General features: G+C 66.8%; 19 protein-coding genes. 17 read left to right on the forward strand and 2 right to left on the reverse strand.

Annotation, left to right across the window (positions count from 1 at the left end):
- Positions 1-253: 253 nt before the first annotated feature.
- The 14 genes from ACERLL_RS04915 (at position 254) to ACERLL_RS04980 (ending at position 21,391) form a co-directional block, all read left to right on the forward strand.
- Positions 254-3,475, forward strand: a complete 3,222-nt coding sequence (locus ACERLL_RS04915) for a PAS domain-containing protein (protein WP_373654949.1) — start codon at positions 254-256, stop codon at positions 3,473-3,475.
- A 156-nt stretch (positions 3,476-3,631) separates the two neighbouring features.
- Entirely contained in the window at positions 3,632-4,360 is a 729-nt protein-coding gene (locus tag ACERLL_RS04920) for a class I SAM-dependent methyltransferase (RefSeq protein ID WP_373654950.1), read from the forward strand.
- A 219-nt stretch (positions 4,361-4,579) separates the two neighbouring features.
- A complete protein-coding gene (locus ACERLL_RS04925; protein ID WP_373654951.1) occupies positions 4,580-7,318 on the forward strand; it encodes a bifunctional diguanylate cyclase/phosphodiesterase in 2,739 nt (912 codons plus the stop codon).
- 73 nt (positions 7,319-7,391) lie between these two features.
- Entirely contained in the window at positions 7,392-7,700 is a 309-nt protein-coding gene (locus ACERLL_RS04930) for a circadian clock KaiB family protein (RefSeq protein ID WP_373654952.1), read from the forward strand.
- Between the two features lie 6 nt (positions 7,701-7,706).
- A complete protein-coding gene (gene kaiC, locus ACERLL_RS04935; RefSeq protein ID WP_373654953.1) occupies positions 7,707-9,128 on the forward strand; it encodes a circadian clock protein KaiC in 1,422 nt (473 codons plus the stop codon).
- 577 nt (positions 9,129-9,705) lie between these two features.
- On the forward strand, positions 9,706-9,855 hold the full coding sequence (locus tag ACERLL_RS04940; RefSeq protein WP_373654954.1) for a hypothetical protein: 150 nt from the start codon (positions 9,706-9,708) through the stop codon (positions 9,853-9,855).
- 509 nt (positions 9,856-10,364) lie between these two features.
- Positions 10,365-11,654, forward strand: a complete 1,290-nt coding sequence (locus ACERLL_RS04945) for a DUF3466 family protein (RefSeq protein ID WP_373654955.1) — start codon at positions 10,365-10,367, stop codon at positions 11,652-11,654.
- Positions 11,655-11,986: 332 nt separating this feature from the next.
- A complete protein-coding gene (locus tag ACERLL_RS04950; protein ID WP_373654956.1) occupies positions 11,987-12,523 on the forward strand; it encodes a c-type cytochrome in 537 nt (178 codons plus the stop codon).
- Between the two features lie 84 nt (positions 12,524-12,607).
- Positions 12,608-13,504 carry a fumarylacetoacetate hydrolase family protein gene (locus tag ACERLL_RS04955; protein ID WP_373654957.1) on the forward strand — a complete coding sequence of 299 codons (897 nt, stop codon included), beginning with the start codon at positions 12,608-12,610 and terminating at the stop codon, positions 13,502-13,504.
- 7 nt (positions 13,505-13,511) lie between these two features.
- Positions 13,512-14,636, forward strand: coding sequence for an ABC transporter ATP-binding protein (locus ACERLL_RS04960; RefSeq protein WP_373654958.1), 1,125 nt, complete (start codon positions 13,512-13,514; stop codon positions 14,634-14,636).
- A gap of 150 nt (positions 14,637-14,786) precedes the next feature.
- A complete protein-coding gene (locus ACERLL_RS04965; RefSeq protein ID WP_373654959.1) occupies positions 14,787-16,067 on the forward strand; it encodes an efflux RND transporter periplasmic adaptor subunit in 1,281 nt (426 codons plus the stop codon).
- On the forward strand, positions 16,064-19,210 hold the full coding sequence (locus tag ACERLL_RS04970; RefSeq protein WP_373654960.1) for an efflux RND transporter permease subunit: 3,147 nt from the start codon (positions 16,064-16,066) through the stop codon (positions 19,208-19,210). The genes ACERLL_RS04965 and ACERLL_RS04970 overlap by 4 nt, the downstream gene beginning before the upstream one ends.
- A 1-nt stretch (position 19,211) precedes the next feature.
- Positions 19,212-19,805: a hypothetical protein gene (locus ACERLL_RS04975; RefSeq protein ID WP_373654961.1), complete on the forward strand. Its 594-nt coding sequence runs from the start codon at positions 19,212-19,214 to the stop codon at positions 19,803-19,805.
- A gap of 155 nt (positions 19,806-19,960) precedes the next feature.
- The gene (locus ACERLL_RS04980; RefSeq protein ID WP_373654962.1) at positions 19,961-21,391 is read left to right on the forward strand and encodes a sensor domain-containing diguanylate cyclase; all 1,431 of its coding nucleotides are present in this window, start codon (positions 19,961-19,963) and stop codon (positions 21,389-21,391) included.
- 16 nt (positions 21,392-21,407) lie between these two features.
- Here the strand turns inward: ACERLL_RS04980 and ACERLL_RS04985 are convergent, their stop codons facing one another.
- Together ACERLL_RS04985 and ACERLL_RS04990 are read right to left on the reverse strand one after the other, a co-directional pair.
- Positions 21,408-21,758: a hypothetical protein gene (locus tag ACERLL_RS04985; protein ID WP_373655193.1), complete on the reverse strand. Its 351-nt coding sequence runs from the start codon at positions 21,756-21,758 to the stop codon at positions 21,408-21,410.
- Positions 21,755-22,258 carry an Hsp20/alpha crystallin family protein gene (locus tag ACERLL_RS04990; protein ID WP_373654963.1) on the reverse strand — a complete coding sequence of 168 codons (504 nt, stop codon included), beginning with the start codon at positions 22,256-22,258 and terminating at the stop codon, positions 21,755-21,757. Before ACERLL_RS04990 ends, ACERLL_RS04985 begins: the two co-directional genes overlap by 4 nt.
- A gap of 151 nt (positions 22,259-22,409) precedes the next feature.
- Here ACERLL_RS04990 and ACERLL_RS04995 point away from each other — a divergent pair, with 151 nt between their 5' ends.
- From ACERLL_RS04995 to ACERLL_RS05005, 3 genes are all read left to right on the forward strand, one after another.
- The gene (locus tag ACERLL_RS04995; protein WP_373654964.1) at positions 22,410-22,715 is read left to right on the forward strand and encodes an antibiotic biosynthesis monooxygenase family protein; all 306 of its coding nucleotides are present in this window, start codon (positions 22,410-22,412) and stop codon (positions 22,713-22,715) included.
- A gap of 1,074 nt (positions 22,716-23,789) precedes the next feature.
- The gene (locus ACERLL_RS05000; RefSeq protein WP_373654965.1) at positions 23,790-24,695 is read left to right on the forward strand and encodes an RsmB/NOP family class I SAM-dependent RNA methyltransferase; all 906 of its coding nucleotides are present in this window, start codon (positions 23,790-23,792) and stop codon (positions 24,693-24,695) included.
- Positions 24,670-25,182 carry a hypothetical protein gene (locus tag ACERLL_RS05005; RefSeq protein ID WP_373654966.1) on the forward strand — a complete coding sequence of 171 codons (513 nt, stop codon included), beginning with the start codon at positions 24,670-24,672 and terminating at the stop codon, positions 25,180-25,182. Before ACERLL_RS05000 ends, ACERLL_RS05005 begins: the two co-directional genes overlap by 26 nt.
- The last annotated feature ends 89 nt before the right edge of the window (positions 25,183-25,271 follow it).

Below are 25,271 nucleotides of genomic sequence, written 5' to 3' on the forward strand. Positions count from 1 at the left end.
TCGGATCTAGTCGATTGTAGAAAAAGATAGGGGTCCGGGGTCATCAGGCCTTTCCACTCGCCCATGGTCCGGCTCACTTTTTCGTGTTTACCCTGGCTTTTTCGGGATTACCTTTTTAATAACTTCCTTTTCCTCCTTGGGGAACCGACGGGTAAATTCAGGTTCGAACCAGCATCATTGCCGTTTCCTTTTGCGTTAGAACCATTTTTTAGGCCGAGGAGTCCCCATGCCTTCCGCTGGCCCTCCCCGGAAAGTGCCTGTCGACTTCCAGCGCATCTTCGAGCACTCCAAGGACAGCTACGTCTTATTGGCCCCTGATGCCCCGGATTTCACGATCCTTGCGGCCAGTGATGGTTATGTGCGCAGTGCCCAGCAATCCAGGGAGGACCTGGTGGGCAACAGCCTTTTCGCGGCCTTCCCCGAAAACCCGGATGCCCCCGGGGCCACGACCGGTCCCGCCACCCTGCGCTCCGCCCTTGAGCAGGTCCTGCGTGACAAGCAGGAGACTAGCGTCGGCACCTTGCGCTATGACATCCCTGATCCGGTTACCCCCGGGCACTTCGCGGAGCGCTACTTCAGTCCCCGCAATATCCCGATCCTCGATGATGCGGGAGCGGTGGAATATATCCTGCACCGGGTGGATGAGGTCACCGACTTCGTGCTGCGGGAGCGGTTTCGCCCCCAGGATGCCGGGCCAAAGCCCGACTCGGCCAAAGAGATCCTGGTCATCGAGTCGGATCCCGGGCGCCGCGCATTCCTGGAAGGGCTCTTTGCCACCCAGTATCAGGTCCGGACCGGGGCTACGGCCGAGGAAGCCGTGGCGGCGGTCGAGGACCACCTTCCGGATCTGCTCTACACGGCCATGGACCTGCCCGATCAGGGGGCCGAGGCCCTGGTACGGACCCTGCGGGACCGGCCGGAAACCTCGGAGCTGCCGGTTATTGTGGCCCTGGGCAAGACCAGCCCCCAGCAGTTCCAGGCAGCCTTCGCGGCCGGGGCGAGCGAAGTGGTGACCGGGCACGTCACCGCCAGGGAGGTGCTCGCGCGCACCGAGGCAAAACTGGCCGAGATTGAGCTGCGCCAGAGCCTGCCCGCACGGGCCCGTGAGCGCTACCACCAATTGTTCATGCAAGCCCCGGTGGCCATTACCTTCCTGGAGGGACCGGACCATGTCTTTACGGTGGCCAATGCGGCTCACGAAGAGCTGGTCGGCCACCGGGACTTGGTTGGGCTTCCCGTGCGAAAGGCCTTTCCGGAGCAGAACTTACAGCCTGTGTTCGACCAACTGGACCGGGTGTATGCCACCGGAGAGCCCTATATCGCCTCGGAGATCCCGGTGGATTTTCAGCTTCCTGGGCCTGAGGGGCTTACCCGAAAATATGTCACTTTTTCCTACCTTCCGCTGCGAAACCTGGACGGGAGTATCTTGGGTGTCGCCAGCTTTGCCTATGAAGTCACCGAGGCCGTCGAGGCCCGCCAAGCCCAAGCCCGGGAAAGCGCGCGCCAAGCGGCCGTGGCCCGCCTGGGCGAGCGGGCCCTGTGGAACCCGCCGCTCCAGTTGCTGTTCGACCAAGCGACCCGGGAGCTGGCCGAACAATTGGAGGTGGACTTCACCAAGGTCCTGGAATGGCACCCCGACGAGGGAACCCTGCTGCTGCGAAGCGGCACCGGGTGGCCGCAGGGCCAGGTGGGCACGGCCACCGAGCCGGACCAGTACGGCTCCCCGGGGGGCTATACCCTGCTCACCGAAGAGCCCGTATTCATCGCCGATCTGACCACCGAGGAGCGCTTCGCCGCTAGCGAGCTGCTTACCGAGCACGGGGCGGTCAGCGGCGTTACGGTGGTCATCCGCGGGGCCCAGCAGCCCTACGGGGTGCTGGCGGCCTTCACCAAGGCGCCGCGCACCTTCACCGGCGACGAGGTGAACTTCCTGCAGGCACTGGCGAACGTGCTCGCGGCCAGCATTCAAAGGGCGGACACCGAGGCGCGGCTGCGCCACAGCGAAGCGCAGTTCCGGAATATGGCCGACGGCTTGCCCGTCCCCATCTGGATGAACAATGCCTCTGGGGAGCAGGAGCTGGTCAACCAGACCATGTGCGAGTACTTCGGGGTGACGCGGGAAGAAATGGTCGGCAATCGCTGGCAGGACTTCCTACACCCGGAGGATGCGGAAGCCTATATCCAGGAGGCTACCCGCTGCTTTGAGGAGCAACGCCCCTTCCATGCGGAAACCCGGGCCAAGCGTGCGGATGGTCAGTGGCGATTGCTGGAATCCTGGGGAGAGCCCCGTTTCTCTCCAACCGGGGAGTGCCAGGGCATGGTCGGAGCCAGCCTCGACATTACCGAGCAGCGGGAAGCAGAGGAACAGCTCCGGGAAGCGGACCGGCGCAAGAAAGAGTTCCTGGCCCTACTTGGCCATGAGCTGCGCAATCCTCTGACCCCGATTGCCAACGTGGCCCAGCTGCTGCAGCTTCAAAAAGGCACCATCGACCGAGCGCGGTTGAGCCAGATGGCCGAGGTTCTCACCCGCCAGTCCGCACATCTGACCCGCATCGTGAACGATCTTCTGGACCTTTCTCGCCTGGAACGGGACCAGATAACCCTGGAGCGCGAGTCGGTGGACTTGCGCGAGCTAGTATCCCAGGCGGTGGAGTCTATCCCTGCCTTGCGCGACCGGGAAGGGCACACCCTCGCGGTGGCCTTTCCGGAGGACCCGCTGATAGTCGAGGGGGACCGGGTCCGCATCACGCAGATGCTGACCAACCTGTTGGACAATGCCGCCAAGCACACGCCCGAGGATGCGGAGATTCGGGTGGAGGCCACCCTTGATGAGGGACAGGTCATCGTCCGGGTATGTGATCAGGGCGCCGGCATCGATCCGGCTTTTCTGCCCCACCTGTTCGAGCCTTTCGAGCGGGGGCCGGATGAGGGCACCCAGTTTATGGGGCTGGGGCTGGGCCTGCCCCTGGTCAAGCGATTGGTGGCGCTGCATGGGGGCACTGTGGAGGGGCAGAGCCCCGGGATCGGCCAGGGCAGCACCTTCGTTATCCGGCTCCCGGCCCAGGCTTCGGCAGGAACGGAGGAGCAAGAGGAGGCAGACGCAGTGGGCGTGACCGGCGCGGGGTCCATCCTGCTCGTGGAGGACCATGAGGATGTCGCCGGCTCTCTGCGCTTCCTACTGGAGGGGCTGAACCAGGAGGTGCGGTTGGCCCCTTCCGGGACAGCGGGCATCGAGGCGGCAACAGAGCACCGTCCAGCGCTGGTGTTCATTGATATTGGCCTGCCGGACATGAGCGGGTTTCAGGTGGCCGAACAGCTTCGGGAAGTAATGGGCGCTATTCCCCTGGTAGCCCTCTCCGGCCACCCGGCGTCGGAATTTACGGAGGAGCGCACCGAGCTCTTCGACGAGTGGCTGCTGAAGCCACCGACCCTAAAGGATCTGCAACAGACCCTGGCGCGCAGGGGGCGTTCTTGAAGCGAAATCCCCCGGCATAGTTCACGTTGGAGGAAGGCACAGGCATGGCGGTTTCTCGGGGGGATAGGGCAGGCATCGCATGATGGGCCCAACCACGGGCATGCGTTACTATATTAGATTTGGCTAATTTGATTCGGCAGGGAGAGGCCTATACCTATGAGCGCAGCGAATATGCAGATCCAGGATCCCGCGGTGACCGATATCGTCGAGGAGGCCGACGTCTACGCCGAGCTGCTGCCCCTGGATGGCGCCCGGGTCATCGAGCTCGGCTGCGGGGCGGCGGCCCATACCCGCGCCATCGCCGACACCGGTCGGCCGGCGTCCGTCCTCGCCTGCGAGGTGGACGAGATCCAGCACGGCAAGAATCTGGAGGCCACGGACGTCCCGGAGACGGTGACCTTCGCCCAGGCCGGGGCGGAAGCCGTCCCGGCGGAGGACGATAGCGCCGACGTGGTGCTCATGTTCAAGTCGCTGCACCACGTACCGGCGGAGTCCATGGACGCTGCATTGGCCGAGATCCGCCGCGTGCTGCGGCCGGGCGGGCTGGCCTACATCTCCGAGCCGGTCTTCGCGGGGGACTTCAACGAGGTGCTGCGCCTGTTCCACGATGAGTCCGAGGTGCGCCGGGCCGCCTTCGAGGCGGTGCGGCGGGCCGTGGACGGCGGCGTGCTGGAGCTCGTGGAGCAGCGCTTCTTCAACACCCGCAACGACTTCGACGATTTCGCCGACTTCGAGGACAAGGTGCTCGGCGTCACCCACACCGAGCACAACCTGAGCCCGGAGCTGTACGAGACCGTGCGGGAGACCTTCGAGGGCTACATGGGCCCCGACGGTGCCCGCTTCACCATGCCCATCCGCGTCGATCTGCTCTGCTGTCCGGCATAGGCCGGCACGCCCTTTGGTTGAGTTTGGAATTTCCATATTGCCATTAGGGGATTGGAGTGGGGTCTTCTCATGCGTAGAATCAAATCGGCGATATGACAGGGCCTTAGAGTTCGGTGGCAGGTGAATGATGGCCCCTGATGGATCGCGGCCATGGCTTCCTCCTAAGTGAGCCCGAGCGGAGGCGGCCTGAATGGACACCTGGCTGAAGGGGGAGGTCCGATGTCTCCAGAAGGCCTGGAGCAGGGCCATAAGCTGCTGGCGGATGCCATGGAGATGGCACCGGATCCTGTTGCCATAACGGATCGGGAAGGTCGAATCGTTTACCGTAACCGGGCCGCCTGGGAGCTGTTCCCCGAAGAGGGCGGTAAGGATTGGCATTTCAGCGACCTCTTTGCTCTCCATAACGAGGGCAGGGAGCTCGCCGAGGAAGCCTTTGCCATCGCCTCGCGGGAGTCCTTCTGGGAAGGGGAAGCGATTCTCCTCGCCTGGGGGGGCGAACAGATCCCCATTTCCCTGGTGGTCCTAGCCCACCACGATGCCGCCGGGGAGGTGTGCTATTACTCTGCCCTGGCTCGGGACTTGAGCGCCCACAAGAGCGCCCAACAAGACCTACAGAAGCTGACTCGGGCCCTGTCCCAGGCCGGTGACATGGTTTATATCACCGACTCCTCGGGGCGGGTGGAGTACGTGAACAAGGCCTTCGAGCGGATCACCGGCTTCACAGGAAGGGAGGTCGTGGGCCGGCCCACCTCCGAATTTCTGAAGTCCGGATACCACGAGCCGGAATTCTACGAGCGCCTCTGGCGAGCCCTGCGGGCGGGGGAAACCTTCTCCGAGGAGTTCGTGGACCAGGTGGCGGATGGCCGGACGGTGTACCTGGCACAGACTATTTCCCCGATCAACGACGGCAACGGGCGGATCACGCACTACGTGGCCACCGCCCGCGAGATGCCGGAGCGCAAGGCCCTGGAGAAGGAGCGCCAGGAGCTTACCGAGATCCTGGAGTACAGCCCGGATATCGTTATCCAGTTGGACCCCGAAGGCAGGGTCTGCCATCTGAACCGTAGTGCCCAACAGCTGTTCGGGGTGGAGGGGGACCCACGGTGGAAAGGCAAGGGGCTCTCCACCTTCCTGCCCAACCGGGCCGCTTGGCGGATCCGTCACGAGGGTCTGGCCGAGGCCCGGCGCCATGGTTATTGGGAAGAGGAGATTACCTACGCCGACCCGGTTCGCGGCGAAGAGGTTCCGGTCTCCCAGCTCCTCATCGCCCACAAGGATGCCTGGGGCAAGGTGCGCTTCTTCTCGGCCATCGGACGACGGCTCATGCCTTACAAGGAGGCCCTGAAGGGCAACCTCCAGCAGGAATTCTATGATGTGGTCCGATATTCCGGCGTGGGACTGATCGTGGTCGGCCGCGACGGGTATATCCTGTTCAATAACCCCGCCGCCGCCCGCCTGCTCGGGCGCGGCGACCCGGAGCTGGCCGGACAGCGACTGGGGATTCCCCTGATGGGCCCGACCACCACCGAGATCGACATCTATCAGCCCGATGGGCAACGGGGAATCGCCGAGCTTACCGTTACCGATACCTTCTGGGAGGGAAATCCCGGCTATCTCCTCATGCTTCACGACGTGACCGAGCTCCGGGAGGCGGAGCGGGTGGAGCATTTCGCCTTCTATGATCCGGTTACGGACCTGCCCAACCGGTTCCTCTTCCAGGATCGACTGGGAAAGGCCCTGGCGCGGGCGAAACGGAACGGGACCTGGCTGGCGGTGGCCATCCTCGATTTTGACGACTTCAAGCAGATCAACGACACGTTCGGTCACGAGGCGGGCGACCGCTTCCTGCGCGAGGTGGCCCGCCGTCTGGCACCGGCGGTGCGGGAAACGGATACCATTGCCCGCATAGGCGGCGACGAGTTCACCCTGCTCCTCGAAGACCTGGCCTCCCCTGATGATGCTTTCCACTTGGCGGAACGGGTCCGCTCCGCCTTCTTGACCCCCTTCCAGCTCAACGATGCCATATGGACCGTGACCACCAGCGTGGGCTACACCCTCTATCCCGACTTCGGGGATGATCCGGAGGTGCTGCTCAGCCAGGCGGATACGGCCATGTACCAGGCCAAGGGACGGGGGGGGAACCAGGTCCACCTCTACTCCGCCGACCTCGGAGCGGAGGTTTCCCGCCAAGCCCATCTTCAGCAGCTGGCCCGGGGGGCCCTCGCCCGTGGAGAGCTGGGGATCCGCTATCAGGCCCAGGTAGCCCTGGAGTCCCGGCGCATCGTGGGTATGGAGGCCCTCATGCGGTGGCATTGCCCGGGGCAGGGCTGGATCTCCCCGGCGGAGTTCATCCCTTTCCTGGAACGGACCGGGGGCATCCTGGAGGCCGGGGCCTGGATCCTCCGGGAGGCCTGCCGAAAGGGGGCCGAGTGGGGCCGCCGGAGCTCCGCTGCGCCGCGGGTGGCGGTGAACGTCTCGCCCTCCCAAATTCGGTACGACGGCTCGCTGTACGAGAACGTGGTGCAGGCCCTCCGGGAGAGCGGCCTGGCCCCGGAGCGCCTGGAGCTCGAGGTCACCGAGGATCTCCTCTGGGATGGCGGCACACGGATCCGGGAGCGCCTGGCCGAGATCAAGGAGCTCGGGGTTCGGATAGCATTGGATGATTTTGGGACCGGTTATAGTGCCCTGTCGGTCCTCCAAGAGCTGCCCTTCGATACCCTGAAGATCGACCGCTCCCTGGTTACGGGCTTGGTGGAGGAGAGTGGTAAGGAGCCCTTGCTGGAAGCTATATTGGCTTTGGCGCCGGCCATGGGTCTGGAGGTTATCGCGGAAGGGGTGGAGCTGGAGGAGGAAGCCGGACGTCTACGGGAACTGGGCTGCCCGCTGGGGCAGGGGTTCGGCCTCGGCGGGCTGCATGTGGCCGCGCAGGTACCCGATTTTCTGCCGGATCACCCTTGATCCGGGAACACCGCTCCCTGGAGGCTCTAGGCCGCCTCCCGGTGCGGGTCAAACCATCGCGGTGAGCCGAATTATGAGCCAATACCTGTTCCGGCTGTACCTGAACGCCGATCCGGAGGACTCCGACCGGGCTTGCCAGATCCGGGATCAGGTGGTCTATCTGCTGCAATCGGCGGCGCCGCCGGAGTTCGAGCTGGAGGTCATCAACGTCCTGGCCGATCCGGACAGGGCGGAGGCCGACGGCATCCTGGCCACCCCCACCCTGGTCAAGATCAAGCCCTCACCCGTCCAACAGGTTATCGGTAGCTTCTCCGATCCGTCCCGGGTCCTGCCGGCCCTGGAGCTCGCCCAGCCACCGGCCGAGAACGGTAAGAGGGTATAGCAGCGCATGAACGGAGCCATCCCCAAAGTTCCCACCAATATCCCCGGGTTCGACTATGTAACCGCCGGCGGTCTTCCCAAGGCGCGGTCCACCCTGGTGGCGGGCACCGCCGGCAGCGGCAAGACCATCCTGTGCTGCCAGTTCCTTGCAAACGGCGTGCAAGAGGGGGAGTCGGCGGTTTTCGTGAGCTTCGAGGAGCAAGCCTCCCGGATCCGGGAGAATATCCGCAGCTTTGGCTGGCCGGTGCCGGAGTGGGAAGAGCAGGGGCGGTGGGCGTTCGTGGACGCCGCACCCCGGGTGGAGCGGTCTATAGAGGAGACCGGCGAGTTCAGTCTGGACGCCCTGCTGGCCCGGATCCAGGGGGCCGTGGCGCGAACCGGGGCACGGCGGGTGGCCATTGACTCCATCGGTGCCCTCTATCCCCGCTTCCTCGACTCCGACCGCATCCGGGAGGAACTGGGCCGGGTGATCCAGATGCTCACCGAGATGGGGATCACCACCCTAATCACTGCCGAACGGCGGCAGGAATACGGGGACGTTGCCCGGTACGGCATCGAGGAGTTCGTCCCCGATGGGGTAATCATCCTGCGCAACGTCCTGGAGAGCGAGCACCGCCGCCGGACTCTGGAAATCCTCAAGATGCGGGGAACCACCCACCACAAGGGGGAGTTCTCCTTCACCATCCGGGCCGACCGGGGCATCGTGGTGGTTCCCCTGTCTTCCATCGACCTCGACCAGCCGGCCCCGGACCGACGGATCTCCTCGGGTCACCCCATTCTGGACCAGCTCACCGGGGGTGGCTTCTTCAACACCGCCATTGTCCTGGTGGCGGGGCCATCCGGCTCCGGCAAGAGCCTGGCCGCCTCCCACTTCACTGGCTCCGCCACCCCGGAGGAGCGCTCGCTCTACCTGGGCTTCGAGGAAAGCCGGCTCCAGATCCTGCGCAACGCCCGCGGCTGGGGCATGAACTTCGAGGCCCTGGAAGCCGAGGGCAGCCTCCTGTTGTACGCCCATTATCCGGAGGCGGAGACCCTTGAGGACCACCTGATCCATATAAAGGACCAGATCGATAGCTTCAAGCCCACCCGGATCGTAATTGACAGCCTCACCGCCTTGGAGCGGATCGCCTCGGAGCGCGGTTTCAAGGCCTTTGTTGTAGCCCTGTTGGCCTACATTAAGGGGACTGGGGCCACCGCCCTATTTACCGCAGCCAGTCCCGGCTTCGGCTACGAGGGCATGTCCATCACCGAGGCCCATATCTCCTCGCTGACCGATACAATCATCGCCTTGCGGGTCTCGGGCCTGGAAACCAAGCTCCAGCGCTCCCTCGTGGTACTCAAGATGCGGGGCTCCACCCAACACCACGAGACCCGGTCGTTTGCCATCACCGACTCCGGGATGGTGATCGATCCGGTTGAAGAGCGTTAGCGATGATGTGTCAGGATGTTGTCCGTATTCTCCCTGGACACCAATAGGAGGCTGGCCGTGCGGGCTCTCCCGCCGTTGGCCTGATTGTTGATTGGAGCGAATAGGGCCGCTTGAAGCGGGGTGGTGATGCCTTGGTGGCCTCCCGGCCTTCAGCGGGTTTTGCACGGCTGCGGTAGGTCCAGACCCCGGGCCCGGTTGAGCCGATGTCGACGCAGAATCCGGGACACGGTGGCTCGCGAGCCCCCACAAGCCCGGGCAATCCGCTTACCGGTACATCGAAGTCGGCGGAGGCCGGCAGCTCACCGAACAAGCACCGGTCCCGTGTGCCGGAGACTGGGGCAAGGAGAGCGGCTGCCGCCCCGATCTGCGGCCATTTCGATGCGCCGGTACTTCGCCCGGGGACAACCGGCGATAGTAGTCCGCGGATCCTGTCGGGGGGTTGGCCGCGGCGAGCCGGGAAGGGCTCGTCGCTGGTCGCCCCCGACCCGGGCTTGGAAGCTCGGGGAGGGACGGATCAAGATCCTATAGAGTCTTTCAGGAGACGCCATCTGGCCCGGCGGCCAGTCAAGAAGGGCCCATGCGCCTTATTTCATTTCATAGGGAGGGCCGGACGGGCATCGGCCTGGTGGAGCCCGAGCAGGGCCGGGTGGTGGATCTCCAGGCGGTGGAACCGCGCCTGCCCTGGAACATGGCCACCTTCATCGCCAGCGGGGAGGCCGCCGAGTAGGCGGCCCCGGAGGCGTGGCTGGCCCTGGAGGAACTGACCGTGCTGCCGCCGCTGCCGATTCCCGCGCGGGACATCCTGTGCGTCGGAAAGAACTACCGTGCTCACCCGCTGGGTTAATCCTACGCCTCATTCCTCTCATCCGATTCCTGCCTGGCCCGCATTAGTTTTCGTTTCTCCGTCTTGGTGTGGTTGTTGTTGGCTGCCCAAGACTTTAGGAGAGGCGGCCTGTAAAACAATCAGTCCGGTGTAGGTTACTTTTACGGGTGCTCTCCCTGCTTGGGGGCTCGTTATTCCTATAGCTTCGGCTCGATGCGGAAAGCAGGCGGGAGTTTGCTCGACCAGTGCTGTCGAAAAGTCTTACGGCTCGGATCTGTAAAACTTTTCTTACTTTTGTAAATTCCGGACAACACCCTCCCCCCGGCGATGGCATGCGCATTGCTGCCTAGGCGGACAGAGCCAGTAGTTTGTTGGCCGGGTAATTGGCCAAACCAGAAGGGAGGAAACGGAAGATGAGGCGAGATTCCGAAAGTCAGCCATTCGGTCCAAATCCCAAAGGAAATTCCGGGCAGTCATGGCTGAAAGGCGCAGGGAGCAGGAAAGGGCAAGGCACGATTCTTTGCGGCCTGATCATGCTCGGGACTGCCCCGGCCGCCTCGGCGGTGCCGACGTATAGTGTGACGGAGATCGTGCCCAGTGCCGGCCTCACCCCCGGGGTATCAATCCATGCTGAAGCGGTGAATGAAAACGGCCAAGTGGCGGGGTGGGAGAAAAATCCCGCTACGGGCACCACCAACGGCTTCCGGTGGGAGACCGGCAGCGGGATCACCCATGTGGGGGATCTCCCCGGTGGGGATTACTTCAGTAAGGCGTACGGCATTAACAACGCCGGACATGTGGTTGGGACCAGCGATTTTGCCGACAAGGAACAGGATTACCAATCCAAACAAGGGTTTATATGGAAAGAAGGGGAAGGCATGACCGGCCTGGGCAGCCTTCCCGGAGGCGGGGATTCCAGCAAGGCCTATGATATTAATAACCATGGTCAGGTGGTGGGGCATGCTTCTTCGTCCGAGCGTTATGCTGATCCCTACCTTTGGGAGGAAGGCAGAGGCATGGAGGGCCTTGAATCCGTCCCCTCGGATTTTGATAGGTCCACATCATTCAGCTCGGCCCGGGCCATTAATGATAAAGGACAAGTGACTGGAGAATATTTGTCTTACACACATCCGCATGCCCTACTTTGGGAAGAAGGCGGCGGAGTTGCTGACCTGGAAAGTTGGGAGAGTGGACCGGAAAGAAGCAATGCATACGACCTTAATGAGAAGGGCCAAGTGGCTGGCACCTCCTATACCCATTTTGGAAATTTCCCCATGGTATGGGAGGAAGGTGAGGGATGGCAGGCGCTTGGACCAGTTCACAGGGGCGCCGCTGGCGGCAGGGCCCTCGGCATAAACGACTCTGGCCAGGTAGTGGGAGAATTTGGCCAGGGCCTCTTTGAGGATGAAACCGACGCCTTCTTCTGGGAAGAGGGCAGCGGCATGCGGCAGCTGGAAGGGCTCATTGATCCGAACAGCCCCTATGCCGGTATTGATCTTGAGAGCGCCACGGATATCAATAACCTGGGGCAGGTCGTGGCGATGGGAACGGGCGCCATTCCGAGCGTGCGGCAAAACCACGCCTATTTGCTTACCCCGCAGAGGGTCCTCCCGCCGGAGCCGGTTCCCGCCCCGTCCACCCTTGCCCTGATGGGCCTCGGAGTAATGGGGCTTACCAGGGCATTGCGGCAGAAAGCCTCGTAGGCAGGGCAGGTCCCCGCAAAAGTCCTGCGGGTAAAGCCCCGGTGGTATATCCCGCCGGGGCCACCAGTTTCACGGTCCTGCCGAGCCAGGCGAGGTTCGGATGCCCGGAAAATTATTCTTCGCCGCTCGGTTCCCTTTCCCAGTGCTGCCCGAATACTCGGAACAGGCGCAAGGCCAGGGTGGCAGATGGGCTTCTAAACGGGTAACAATTCCCGGGGGAACAGGGGCTTTCGTCCCCATTTTTCGAAGCGGGAGCGAACAATTACGGGGGCGGGTCGAGGCCTGCCATCCGGCCCCGCAGGCGGCGGGGTGCCTCCCGGGGAAGGAGAATCATGAGCTTCATCAGGCATGCAGTGCTGCTGGTGCTGATCGTGGCGGCGGCGGGGATCGCCTTCATGTACAGCGGTCTCTACAACGTGTCCGCGCAGTACCCCCATCGGGCGATTCCCAAATGGATTCTGCATACCACCATGGAACGGTCCGTGGCGTATCATGCCCGGGACATCCAGGCCCCGGATCTGGAAGGCCGGGAGCGGCTGCGCGAGGGCGTTGAGGAATACGAGGAGATGTGCGTGGGCTGTCACGGAGCGCCCGGCGTGAAGCCCGGACATGTGGCCGAGGGCCTGCGGCCCGAGCCGCCGGAGCTGGACCACGCGGCGGAGGAATGGACACCCGCCGAGCTGTTCTGGATCATCAAGCACGGGGTACGCATGACGGGGATGCCGGCCTGGGGGCCCACCCACGAGGACGGCGAGCTGTGGGCGGTGGTGGCGCTCGTGGAGCGCTTCCCGCAGATGGCCCCGGCGGCGTACGAGGACCTGCGCGCGCAGGTGCGGCGCCAGGACGGAAACGGGCAGCATCAGCATTAAGGGGGAAAGCGTGAGCGCGAAGTACGGGATCGAGGCGGCCGGCCGGCCAATGGCCGGAAGCCGTGGAGCGGGGGAAGCCACCGCATGCGGCTGATCTCCTTTTCCGACCAGGGGCGCACCCGCATCGGGGTGCTGCGGCCGGAAGCGGGCCGCGTGCTGGATCTCCAGGCGGTGGAGCCGCGCCTGCCCTGGGACATGGCCACCTTCATCGCCGGCGGGGAGGCCTCCCGCATGGCCGCCGACGAGGCCGCCGGGCAGGCATCCCCCGAAGCGTGGCGCGCCCTGGAGGAGCTGACCGTGCTGCCGCCGCTGCCGATTCCCGCGCGGGACATCCTGTGCGTCGGCAAGAACTACCGCGCCCACGTGGACGAGCTCTCCGGCTCCGGCTTGGGCAAGCCCGGCACCGCTTCCGATGTCCCCGAGTACCCGGTGTTCTTCACCAAGGCGGCCACCACGGTGAGCGGTCCGGAGGAGCCCATCCCCGCCTATCTCGACTACACGGAATCCGTGGACTACGAGGGCGAGCTGGCGGTGATCATCGGCAAGGAGGGGCGGGGCATTCCCGCCGAAGAGGCCTTCGACCACGTCTTCGGCTACACCATCGTCAACGACGTCACCTCGCGCAGACTGCAGCGGCGCCATGGCCAGTGGTTCCTGGGTAAGAGCGTGGACGGGTTCTGTCCCATGGGCCCCGCACTGGTCACCGCCGACGAGATCGACGACCTGGACGCCGTGCGGATCACCACCCGCGTCAACGGCGAGCAGCGTCAGTCCGGCTGCCTGGCAGACCTGATCTTCGGAATCCCGGAGCTTATAGAGACGCTGTCGCGCACCATGACCCTGATGCCCGGCGACGTGATCGCCACCGGAACGCCGGAGGGCGTGGGCGCCGGCTTCGACCCGCCCCGCTTCCTGCGTTCCGGGGACCGCGTGGAGATCCACGTCAGCGGCATCGGTACCCTGGGCAGCCCGGTGGAATAGGTCATCCATGGCTGCGGTGGTTCTGGAGGGGGTGCGCAAGACCTTCCCGGGCGAGGCCGCCGCGGTGCGGGACCTGAGCCTGGAGGTGGCGGACGGCGAGCTGATGGTGCTGGTGGGGCCCTCGGGATGCGGAAAGTCCACGGCCCTGCGCCTCATCGCCGGCCTGGAGGCGGCCACTGGGGGCACGGTGCGCATCGACGGCCGCGCCATGGATCAGGCGGCCCCCGGCGAGCGCGACGTGGCCATGGTCTTCCAGAATTACGCCTTGTATCCACACATGAGCGTGCGCGGCAACCTGGAATTCCCCCTGCGCATGCGCGGAGCGAGGCGGGCGGAGCGGCGGCGGCGCGCCGAGGAGACCGCCGAGCTGCTCGGCATCACCGAGCTGCTGGAGCGCCGACCCCCGGCCTTGTCCGGCGGCCAGCGCCAGCGCGTGGCCATGGGCCGGGCCTTGGTGCGCGAGCCGGCCGTGTTCCTTATGGACGAGCCGCTGTCCAACCTGGACGCCCGGCTCCGGGTGCGCATCCGCGGCGAGATCGCCGCACTGCAGCGTCGCCTCGGCGCCACCACCATCTACGTCACCCACGACCAGGCCGAGGCCATGACCCTGGGCGATCGGGTGGCCGTCCTACGGGACGGTGCCCTGCAGCAGGTGGACACGCCGGCCGGGCTGTACGCGGAGCCGGCCAACGCCTTCGTGGCCGCTTTCCTGGGCACGCCGGGCATGAACCTCCTGCGGGCGCGCAGTGGGGGCCGTGTGGACGCCGTGTGGGCGGAGCTGGGACAGCAGCGGGTACGCCTTCCCGCCGAGCGCTGCCCGGAGCGGCTGCGGCGCGGGGACGGCGTGGAGTTCCTGCTGGGGATCCGGCCGGAGGGCTTCCGGCCCGTGCGCTGGGGGTCGGAGGACGATGTGCTCCGGCTGAAAGTGCGCATGCGGGAGTATCTCGGCCACGAGACCCTGCTGTACCTGGAGCCGCCGGGACCCGCCCTGGACCCCGAGGTTCCGGAATCCTCGCCGCCTCTGGTGGTTCGCATACGCGGCGAGGCGCCGCCACCCGGTGAGATCTTGCAGCTCCAACCGGACCCGCGCGGCCTACGCTTCTTCGCCCCGGACGGAGCGCGCCTGGAATGAACCCCCGCCCTTGCCGGCTGTCCCTAGTATAGCCGCCCGGGGACAGAGCGCGCGCAAGGCCCGCTCGGGTCTGGGCAAAACGGCCGCGCCCCTCTACCCTGGTTCGCTTCTGTACCGCGAGACCCATCCCATCGCGAGAATGGTCCTTTCATGGCATCACTGCGTTGGCTTCGCACCTATCTGCCGCCCATCCTGATCCTGCTGGCGGGCGGCGGTCTGTTCGCCGTGCTGGTGGCCACCCGTCCCGAGCCTCCCGCCCAGGAAGAGCAGGAATCCGTCTGGGTGGTGGACGCCAAGGCGGTCTCTCCGCGGTCTCAATCCCCGACCCTCTCCCTCTACGGTCGCCTGGAATCTCCCCGCGAGGCGACCCGCGCCGCGGCGGTGGCCGCGGATGTGGAGGAGGTGGCGGTGCGCGAGGGCCACATGGTGGAGAAGGGCGCGCTCCTGGTGCGGCTGGAGGCCGGCGACCTGCGCGACCAGCTTGCCCAGCGGCGCGCCGACCTCGCCGAGATCAAGGCGCGCATCGCGGAGGCCAAGGCGGAGCACCGGGCGGACGAGGCCGCGCTGGAGGAGCGCAAGGCCCTGGTGGACCTGGCGAAGCGTGCCGTGGACCGGGCCGAGAAGCTGGCCGGGCGGGATTTGGGCTCCCAGGCTGAGGTGGACGCCGCCCGGGAGGCCCGGCGCCGAGCCGAGCTGGAGCTGGTCCGCCAGCGGCTGCAGGTGGAGAACTTCCCGGCCCTGCTCAACCGCCTGGAGGCGCAGCGCAAGCGGGTGGCCGCCCAGGTGGCCCAGGCGCAGCGGGATCTGTCCCGGACCCGGGTGGAGGCGCCCTTCCGGGCCCGGATCACCGGCGTGGAAGTGTCTCCGGGGGACCGCGTGCGGCCCGGAGACGCCCTGGTGAGCCTCTACGATCCCGGCGCCCTGGAGGTGCGGGCCACCATACCCGCCTCGGACGTGGGCACCGTGCGCCGGGCCCTGGAGGCGGGCCGGGAGATTCCCGCTGAGGTGCAGGTGGACGGGCGGACGCTCCGGGCGCTGCTGGACCGCTTCGGCGGCCGCAGTCCCCAAGAGGCCGGCGGGGTGGAGGCCCTGTTCCGGGTCCGCGACGAGGCCCCGGCGGAGCTGCCGCTGGGCCGCTTCGCGGAGCTGACCGTGGAGATGCCGGCGCGGAAGCGGGTGGCGGCGGTACCCTATTCCGCCCTCTACGACCATGACCGGATCTACGTGGTCCGCGACGGCCGCATGGTGGGCATGGCCGTGGAGCGCGTCGGGCAGCGCGCGGTGTCCGGCGGTCCCAACCTCGCTCTGGTGCGAGCTCCGCAGCTCCGCGAGGGCGACCGGGTGGTGACCACCCAGCTTCCCACGGCCATGGAAGGGCTGCGGGTCCGGGTGCAGGACAGCCGCGAACCAGCGCGGGCGGAGGTGCCGTGAGCGCCGAAGAGCACCGCCCGGAGGGCTTTATCGCCCGCTTCGTCCGCCACGGCGTAGCGGCGCACCTGCTCATGGCGCTCATGGTGCTCACGGGGGTCTTCGCCCTCGGCCAGGTGAACACCCAGTTCTTCCCCAATTTCGAGCCCGGCCGCATCACGGTCACCGTGCTCTGGCAGGGGGCCAGCGCCGAGGACATGGAAGAGGGCGTAACCCGGCCCCTGGAGCAGGAGCTGCGCAACCTCGACCACCTGGACTCCATCACCTCCACCTCCGCTGAGGGCGTTTCCCAGATCACCCTGGAGTACAAGGAAGACACGGACATGGGGGAGGCCCTGGAGGAGGCCAAGTCCCGGGTGGGGCAGGTGCGCAATTTGCCGGAGGAGTCCGAAGAGCCCGAGATCACCCGCATCACCCCCTTCGACCCCATCGCCAGCGTGCTCCTCTACGCCAAGGATGGTGACGCGGGCCCGGATGGGCTGGCGGAGCTGCGCGATCTGGCCCAGAACATGCGCGATGAGCTCCTGGACCGGGGTATCGCCAAGGTGGAGATAACCGGTCTGCCCGAGCAGAAGGTCGCCATCCAGGTGCCGCCCGAGCGGCTGCACGAGATGGGCCTGTCCCTGCAGCAGGTGGCGGAGCGTGTGGAGGCGCAGAGCCAGGACCTCCCGGCGGGCGAGATCGGCTCCGCGGTGGCGGCCCGCCAGCTGCGCAGCGAGTCGCAGCGCCGCCGGGCCACGGACTTCGAGGACATCGAGGTGCGCGCGGGCGCGGATACCGGTCGCATCGTCCTCGGCGACATCGCCCGCATCGAGCTCCAGGACCGCGAGGGTGAGGTACGGCTGACCCACCGTGGGCAGCCCGCCGTGGAGCTGGCGCTCATGCGCAGCCAGACCGGCGACACCCTGGAATCGGCCCGCGTCCTGCGCAACTGGGTAGCGGAGGTGAAGCCCACCCTGCCGCCCGGCGTCGGCCTGGCCACCTACAACGAGGCCTGGAGCCTGCTCCAGGAGCGGATCATGCTGCTGGTGAAGAACGGGGCCGGCGGCCTGCTCCTGGTGCTCGCCATCCTGTTCCTGTTCCTGCGCGGCCGGGTGGCGGTGTGGGTGGCCCTGGGCATCCCGGTGTCCTTCCTGGCGGCGCTGGCCATCCTCTACGGCCTGGGCGGGTCGGTGAACATGATCTCGCTGTTCGCCCTGATCATGACCCTGGGGATCATCGTCGACGACGCCATCGTGGTGGGCGAGGAGGCCCTGACCCGCTACCAGGGGGACGGGGAGGGGCCCGATGAGGCGGCCGTGAACGCCGCCCGACGCATGTGGCCGCCGGTGCTGTCCTCGAGCCTGACCACCATCGCCGCCTTCCTGCCGCTCATGCTGGTGGGCGGCACCATCGGTATGATCCTGTTCGATATCCCCTTCGTGGTGATCTGCGTTATCGCCGCTTCGCTGCTGGAGGCCTTCCTGGTGCTTCCCAGCCACCTGGGCACCGCCCTGCGCGGCATGCAGAGGGAGCGAGAGGGCAAGGGGTTCCGGGCCCGGTTCGAGCGGGGCTTCAACCGTTTCCGTGACGGCCCCTTCCGCCGCACCCTGGAGCGGGTGGTGCGCTACCGGGGCACCACGGTGGTGGCCGGTGTGGCGCTGCTCATCGCGGCGGTGGGACTGCTGGCGGGTGGTCGCCTGCCGTTCTCCTTCTTCCCCTCGCCCGAGGGCAACCTCATCCAGGCCAATGCCAAGTTCGTGGCTGGGACCCCCCGGGAGGACGTGGATACTTTCCTTGCGCACCTCCGGCAGACCCTGGAGGCCACCAACCGCGAGCTGAAGAGCCATCCAGTACGGATCGCCGTGGCGAGCCACGGCACCACCGTGGGCCAAGAGGCGGTGGGTGGCCAGCAGACCGGCGACCAGTTCGGTGCCATGCTGGTGGAGCTGATCAGCCCCGAGCAGCGGGCCATTCAGGCCAGCGATTTTATCGCCCGCTGGCGGGAGAACATCCGCCGGCCCGCGGGCATGGAGTCCTTCACCCTTACGGCCCCTACCGGCGGACCCCCGGGCCGGGACATCAGCATCCGCCTAACCGATGCCGAGCCCCGGCGGCTCAAAGCCGCCGCCCGCGAGCTGGCCGGGGCCCTGGAGGGCTATCCGGGGCTGTCGGCGGTGGAGGACGACATGCCCTACGGCCGCGAGCAGGTCATCTACCGGGTCAACGGCGAGGGCCGCGCCCTGGGTCTCAGCGAGGAGGTGGTGGGTGGCCAGCTGCGGGCCGCCTACGCCGGCCATCTGACCCAGATCTTCAACCGCGGCCAGGACGAGGTGGAGGTCCGGGTGACCCTGCCTGAAGCGGTGCAGAACGACATGGGCGCGCTGCAGTGGCTGCCCATCCGATTGCCGAACGGCGGCATGGTGCCCTTGGATTCGGTGGTGGAGCTGGAAACCCGGCGCGGCTTCGAGGCCATGCGCCACGCCGAGGCCCAGCTGGCGGTTCACGTCCAGGCGGATGTGGACCGGGAGGTGACCAACACCAATCGCGTGCTGGATGCGCTTAAGCAGGAGGTGCTGCCCGGCCTGGAGCGGGAGTACGGCATCAGCTACGAGTATGTGGGGCAGGCCGAAGACCAGGCGGAGACCATGGCGGACATGCAGCGGGGCCTACTCATCGCGGTGGTGCTGATCTACCTGGTGCTTGCGGCGGTGTTCGCCTCCTATGCCTGGCCCCTGGTGGTCATGGCGGCCATCCCCTTCGGCCTGGTGGGGGCGCTGGTGGGCCACTGGCTGATGGGCATCGACCTCACCGTGCTGTCCCTGTTCGGCCTGTTCGGACTCTCGGGGATCGTGGTGAACAACTCCATCATCCTGGTGAGCTTCTTCCGGGATCTGGTCGGCGAGGGTATGCCCGTGCGCCGGGCGCTGGTGGAGGCCTCCTGCCGCCGCCTGCGGGCCATGGTGCTCACCAGCCTGACCACCATCGCCGGGCTCACCCCGCTGCTGTTCGAGGACAGCCTGCAGGCGCAGTTCCTGATCCCCATGGCGGTCTCCATCACCTTCGGTCTGGCCTTCGCCACCGTGCTGGTCCTGGTGCTGGTGCCGGCGCTCCTTTCGCTGCAGCAGGACCTGGCGGGAGCGCGCCGGGGGGAAGGGGAAGCCTGAGATGCGCGGCCGGCGAGGTCCCATACATGCAATGCTGATGCTGGCGGCGTGGGGTCTGTGCGGGGGCGGTTCCGCCGCGGGCGCTGAGCTGAACGGCCTGTCGCTGTTCGCGGGACGCCTGACCGATAACGGCTGGGAGAGCTTTTTCATCAGCCCCCGCCAGACCAGCTTCCTGAACAGCCACATCCTCGCGGTGGTGCCGAGCTGGACCCTGCTGGATCGGGAACCCCGCTGGCTGCTCGAAGGGGAGGCGCAGGTGGTCAGGCACTTCGGGGGGCAGAGCCATTGGGAATTCAACGGCGCCCTTGTCTTCCGGTGGCGCAGCTTCCCCTGGCGGTCTCGGGCGCGGACCACCGCCGCCTTCGGCATCGGGCCCTCCTGGGCCAGCCGCACGCCCCGCCTGGAGGCGCGCTTCAACCGGCACGGCTCCGAGCGCTTCCTCACCTACTGGTTCATGGAGATCACCCACTCCCCGGCGGCCTGGGGGCCCTGGGCCGCCACGCTGCGTCTCCATCACCGCTCCGACGCCTTCGGCCTGGTGGCGGAGGACGGCGGCTCCAATATCCCCGCATTGGGCGTGCGGCGGCGGTTCTGAGCCCCGCGCTCGCGTTTCCCGGACAGCCCGTGACCATTACTTGACGCCGCCGGGCAGCGGACATTGTCAGCGCGTTCCGCGGTATAGGAGATTGCTCCGGTAGGGGGCGGACATCCCGTCGCCGGCAATCCCTTGTCAGGGGGAAGGACGCGCCTTTGACCGCCTCGGATCGCATGGCCCTCCTGCCGAGCCGGACAGGGGCATGGGCCGCCGGATTCCTCTCCTGGGGGCCGGCGGGAGGCGCCTGGAGCTGGACGGCGCTGCTGGTGGTGGTCGTCGGGACGGCGTTCTGGGCGCTCCGGGAGCGGCGGCGGGCCCGCCGGGCCGTTTCCGGCGAGGAACGGCTCCGCACGCAATGGAGCCATCTCCCGGCCGCCCTGGTGCTGGTGGATGACCACGGCCGGATAGCCGCCCTCAATCCCGCCGCCGAGCGGCTGTTCGGCTACGGACCCGGCGAGGCGGCCGAACTACCAGTCGCGCGCCTGTTCCCGGACTCCACGGCGGCGGCCGACCCCCATTTTCTCGATTTCCATCGCAAGGCGGAGGAGCAGGCCGCCGGCGGACCCGCCCGGGAGGTGCACTGCCTGCACCAGGCGGGTCACGCCTTCCCCGTGCGCATGGCCGTGAGCGAGGTGCCGCGGGGCCCGCGCCGGGAGTACCTCCTCCTGTTCCAGGACAATTCCCTGGAGAAGGCCATGGAAGGGGCCCTCCAGCGGGAGAGCCGCTTCGCAAACGCCGTGATCAACAGCCTGCCGGGTATCTTCTATCTGGTGGACCAGCAGGGATGCTTCTGCCGCTGGAACCGCAACCTGGAACAGGTGAGCGGCTACTCCGGCGCGGAGGTGGAGGAGCTGCATCCCCTGGAGCTCTTCCGGTCCGAGGAGCGCGACCGGGTATCCCGGATGATCCAGGAGACCTTCGACGCGGGAGCGTCCAGCCTGGAGGCGGACCTGGTCCTGCGCTCGGGGGAGGCCCGGCCGTTCTTCTTCGCCAGCTTCCGCGTGGACCTGGACGGCGATCGCTATCTCGCGGGCATGGGCGTGGACATCAGCCACCGCCGCCACCTGGAGGAGGAGCTGACCCGGCTTGCTACCACGGATCTGCTGACGGGCATCGCCAACCGCATGCAGTTCGAGCAGGATCTGGCCCGGGAAGTGGGGAAGGCGGAGCGTTACGGCCGGCCCCTGACCCTGATCATGTTCGACGTGGATCACTTCAAGCGGGTCAACGACAGCCACGGCCATGAGAGCGGTGACCGGGTTCTGCAGGAGGTGGTGGCCGTGGCGGGTACCCGACTGCGGGACGTGGACATCCTGGCGCGGTGGGGCGGCGAGGAGTTCATGGTGCTGGCGCCGGAGACCGGGGAGCGCGGCGGCTTCGAGCTCGCCGAGCGGATCCGGCAGACCGTCGCCGAGCACGCTTTCCCCATCCCGGAGCAGATCGTGACCGCCAGCTTCGGGGTGGCGGCCTATGAATCGGGAGAGGGGGAGGGAACGTTCCTCCGCCGCGTGGACGAGGCCCTCTATCGCGCCAAGGCGGAGGGGCGCGATCAGGTCTGTCGGGCGGAGCCGGACCCGGCCTCCTGATCCCGCCCGACGGGGGTTAGCCCGATTCCCGCCGCATGCGCCGGGTTCGGGGCCGGAAATCCGCCGGCTTGTCGGCGATCCAGGCCACGAAGCGGCGGATGTCGGGGTGCCCGAGCAGGGCCTCGGCGGTGTTGTAGTGCCGCGCTAGCTCCTGCTCGGTGAGCACGGCGTGGATGTGCTTATGGCACGGATGGCAGACGTACAGAAGCCGGCGCTTGGGCTCCTCGCTGCCGAAGCGCCGGCGTACCCATTTGCGGCGGTGCATGGCCCGGGGGATGAGATGATGCACGGTGAGACGGGGCCCGATGCGTCCGCACAGGGCGCAGGGCCAGGAGGTCCCGCCTTGCTCCGAATCGGCCCCGATCAGTCACGCTCCACGGCGATACGGCGGTGCCGGGCGCGCTCCGACTTGGGCAGGGTCACGTGCAGGACCCCGCGGCGGTACTGGGCGCGGGCCTGCTCCTCGTCCACCGCCACGGGCAGGGGGACCGCCCGCTCAAAGCGGCCGTAGGCGGCTTCGAGCACGTAATGCCGGCTCTTTCGGTCTTCGCGCTCCACCCGCTTCTCGCCGGCGATCAGCAGGTAGCCGTCCTCCACGCGGAGGTCGAAATCGCCGGGCTCCATGCCGGGGGCTTCCAGGCGCACGGTGACCTCGTCCTCGCTCTCCCGCACCTCGGCGGCCATCAGGCCCCACCGCGGGCTGTGGAGAGCGATGCGGTCCTCCGAGGTCTCCACCTCCTCGGCCTCCTTGGAGGGCACGAATCGGGTGATGGCGCCCGCGGCGTTCTCCCGCAGGTGCTGCCAGCCTTCGAGAACACTGTCCCAGGCGCGGCCGAGGCCGCGGCGAACTTGGTCCAGTCCGTTCACGATTCTTCCTCCCTCGATGCTGAACTGGGTCTTCTTCCCTATTTCAAATGGGGGCGCACACGGGGAAAATCAATACCTTCGCAATGGCCGCCGCGGGGCGCCCGCCTCGGGGTATCGACCCGCTCAGCCCACTCGCGGACAGGAGGAAGTCATGATCGTGGTAGCCAATCGTATACCGGTGGCGGAAGGCTGGGAGGAGGCCTTCGAGGAGCGCTTCCGTCACCGCGCGGGCCAGGTGGAGAGCCAGCCCGGCTTCGTGCGCATGGAGATACTGCGCCCCAAGGAATCCGAACCGTACGTGGTGAAGACCTACTGGGAATCGGAGGCCGCCTTCCGGGCCTGGACGGAATCGGAGGATTTTCGCGCCGCCCACGCCGATCCGCCGCCCCGGGAGATGTTCGCCGGAAGCAACCAGATGGAGATCCACGAGGTGGCCCTGTCCCAGGAGCCGGAGTAATGGGAAAAACACCTGGGCATTGGGGAAATGCGCCGCAAAGGTGGATCCTACGTGCTATCGGAAACGCCCGATTTCGCCCATCGAGGAGGCCACGGTGGTGAAGCGACGCTGTTCCGTCCTGGACCGGCCGTTCCCCGGAGGGGATTGTAGGCATGGGACGGGAAGCTGTAGGCCGCCTTAACACCGCGCCGTCGAAAAATTTTTCATATTTTTCCTTTGGCCCCGTTTATCAGGGGGATACCCACCCGGAATGGTTGCTGCCGGTTACTGGTTGGGCCCATGAAACCGAAATGGAGCGCAACCATGTCCAGGCAATCCGAGCCCCGATTTCCCCATGCCCTTTTGGGTGCCGCCCTGCTGGGTATAACAACTGCTTCCTCCGCGGCACCGCTCACCTCTTTTACTTCCACCGATCTCGGCGACCTTCCCGGCGGCAAGGATGCGACCTTCGCGGCTGACCTCAACGACTGTGAACAGGTCGTTGGCAGTAGCGCAACCGGTCAGGGGCGAGCGTGCATTCCTCTGGGAACGGGGAAGCGGAATGACCAATCTGGGTACGCCGCCCGGTTTCGAGGAAAGCAGGGCGGAATTTATCAATCAGGGCGGCCAGGTGGCCGGGAAAGCCTGGCGGGAGCAAGCCGGCACGGGATCAGGGACGCCCTTCCTCTGGGATCTCCGGAAAGGCCTGACGGTTTTCGGCAGCAAGAAGGGGATAAGTCTTACCGGCCTCAATAATAAGGGACAGGTAGTAGGCCTGAAGGGAAGCCAGCCGGTTCTTTGGGAGCCGGTTGGCGGAATCCGATCCCCTGCATGGCAGGGCCCCCTCTGATATGGCCCTGAACAATCGGGACCAGATGGCCGCCACGTTCTCCTTGGAGGGCGATTCCCCCACGCCTATCTGCTTACCCCCTCCTACCCCACCGATATCCCGGTGCCCGGAACCCTGGCTTTGACGGGGGCAGGCGCCCTGCTCCTTGGGCTTCGGCGCCTTGGCGTTTTCTCCCTGCCGCCGGTTGCCCCAGCCGCCGGTGTCGGCTAGGTTGTGGCGCTTTGCCGAGGCCGGAGGCCGATCCCATGGAGCACCTGCACCGCTACGCCCCCATCGTCGACGACCTGGAGGCCTTCCTGGCGGCGGCCGAGGAGCCCCTGCACCGCGTAGTATGGGCCAATACCGTGCGCACCACCGCCGAGGAGGTGGAGGGCTGGATCCACGACCGCTGCCCGGAGGCGGAGCGGGTCTCCTGGTTCGACGCCGCGTGGCGGATTCCCGCCGGGGCGGCCCGCCCGGGCAAGTGGCCGGAATTCGTTCTGGGGCTCATCCACACCCAGGAGGAGGTGAGTCTGTGGCCGGTTTGGGCGCTGGATGCCCGGCCGGGGGAGGCGGTGCTGGATATGTGCGCTGCGCCCGGCAGCAAGGCCGCCCGCACCGCCGTGGCCATGGCCGACCGGGGCCGGCTGATGGCCAACGACCGGAAGTGGGGCCGCCTGCAGGGGGTGCAGGACGTGGTGGCCCGCCTGGGACTCACCTGCGTGGCCTCCTCCAATATGGGCGGCGCCCAGATTCCCGGAGATGCCTGCTTCGACCGCGTCCTGGTGGACGCCCCCTGCACCGGGGAGGGCACTACCCGCAAGGCGGGCGGCGGCAAGCGGCCCCAGATCGTGAAGGACGACTTCCACAAGCTGGCCAGTGTCCAGAAAGGGCTGCTGCGCCGCGCCGTGGAGCTGGTGCGCCCGGGCGGCACCGTCATCTACGCCACCTGCACCTACGCCCCCGAGGAGAACGAGGCGGTGCTGGACGGCATCTACCCCGAGAAGGCCGAGATCGAGCCGATCCGGGTGCCGGAGGGGGTCCGCGTGGCGCCGGGCGTCACCGAGTGGCAGGGGAGAAGCTTCCGGCCCGACGTCGCCAACGCCATCCGCTTCTGGCCCCACCTCAATGACACGGGAGGCTTCTTTGTCGCAAGACTCCGCCGTCTATGAGCCCTATCCGGAAGCCGGGGAGGTCTGGCGCTATCTCGAGGACCGCTTCGGCCTGGACCGCACCCTGTTCGGTCACCACCGGCTCTGGTGGCGGCGGGGCGGCAAGCCCGACAAGCCCATCTGGATTGCCCACGAGGACTGCGCCCCGCCCGACGGGGTGAAGGTGGACTGGGTGGGGCTTGCCGTCATGCGCCAGCCGCCGCCGCGCGGCTTCCCCACCAATGCCTTCCTGCGCCGGTTCGGTGGCGCGGCCACCCGCAACGTGGTGGACGTGGACTGGGACACCGGACTGCGCCTCATGTACAACCACCAGATCGAGCACGAGCCCCTGGACGAGAAGGGCGGACCCTACATCATCCGCGCGCCACGGGCGGTGCTCGGCCGCGGCTGGGTACGCAAGGGACGCCTGATCCTGGATACGCCCAAGGGCTGGCCGAACCAGCTCATGCCACGGACGGAGCTGGCGGAGGGGCCGGAGAGGGCGTAGAAAACGTCAAGAAGCCAGGGCAGGTACCTGGCCTGGAGACATCCGGGCCCTGCCAAGGACTTGGCCTTTTTCCTTCGGGCTGTTCCTTG

The sequence above is a fragment of the Thiohalorhabdus sp. Cl-TMA genome (assembly GCF_041821045.1).
Classification (GTDB): Bacteria; Pseudomonadota; Gammaproteobacteria; order Thiohalorhabdales; family Thiohalorhabdaceae; genus Thiohalorhabdus; species Thiohalorhabdus methylotropha.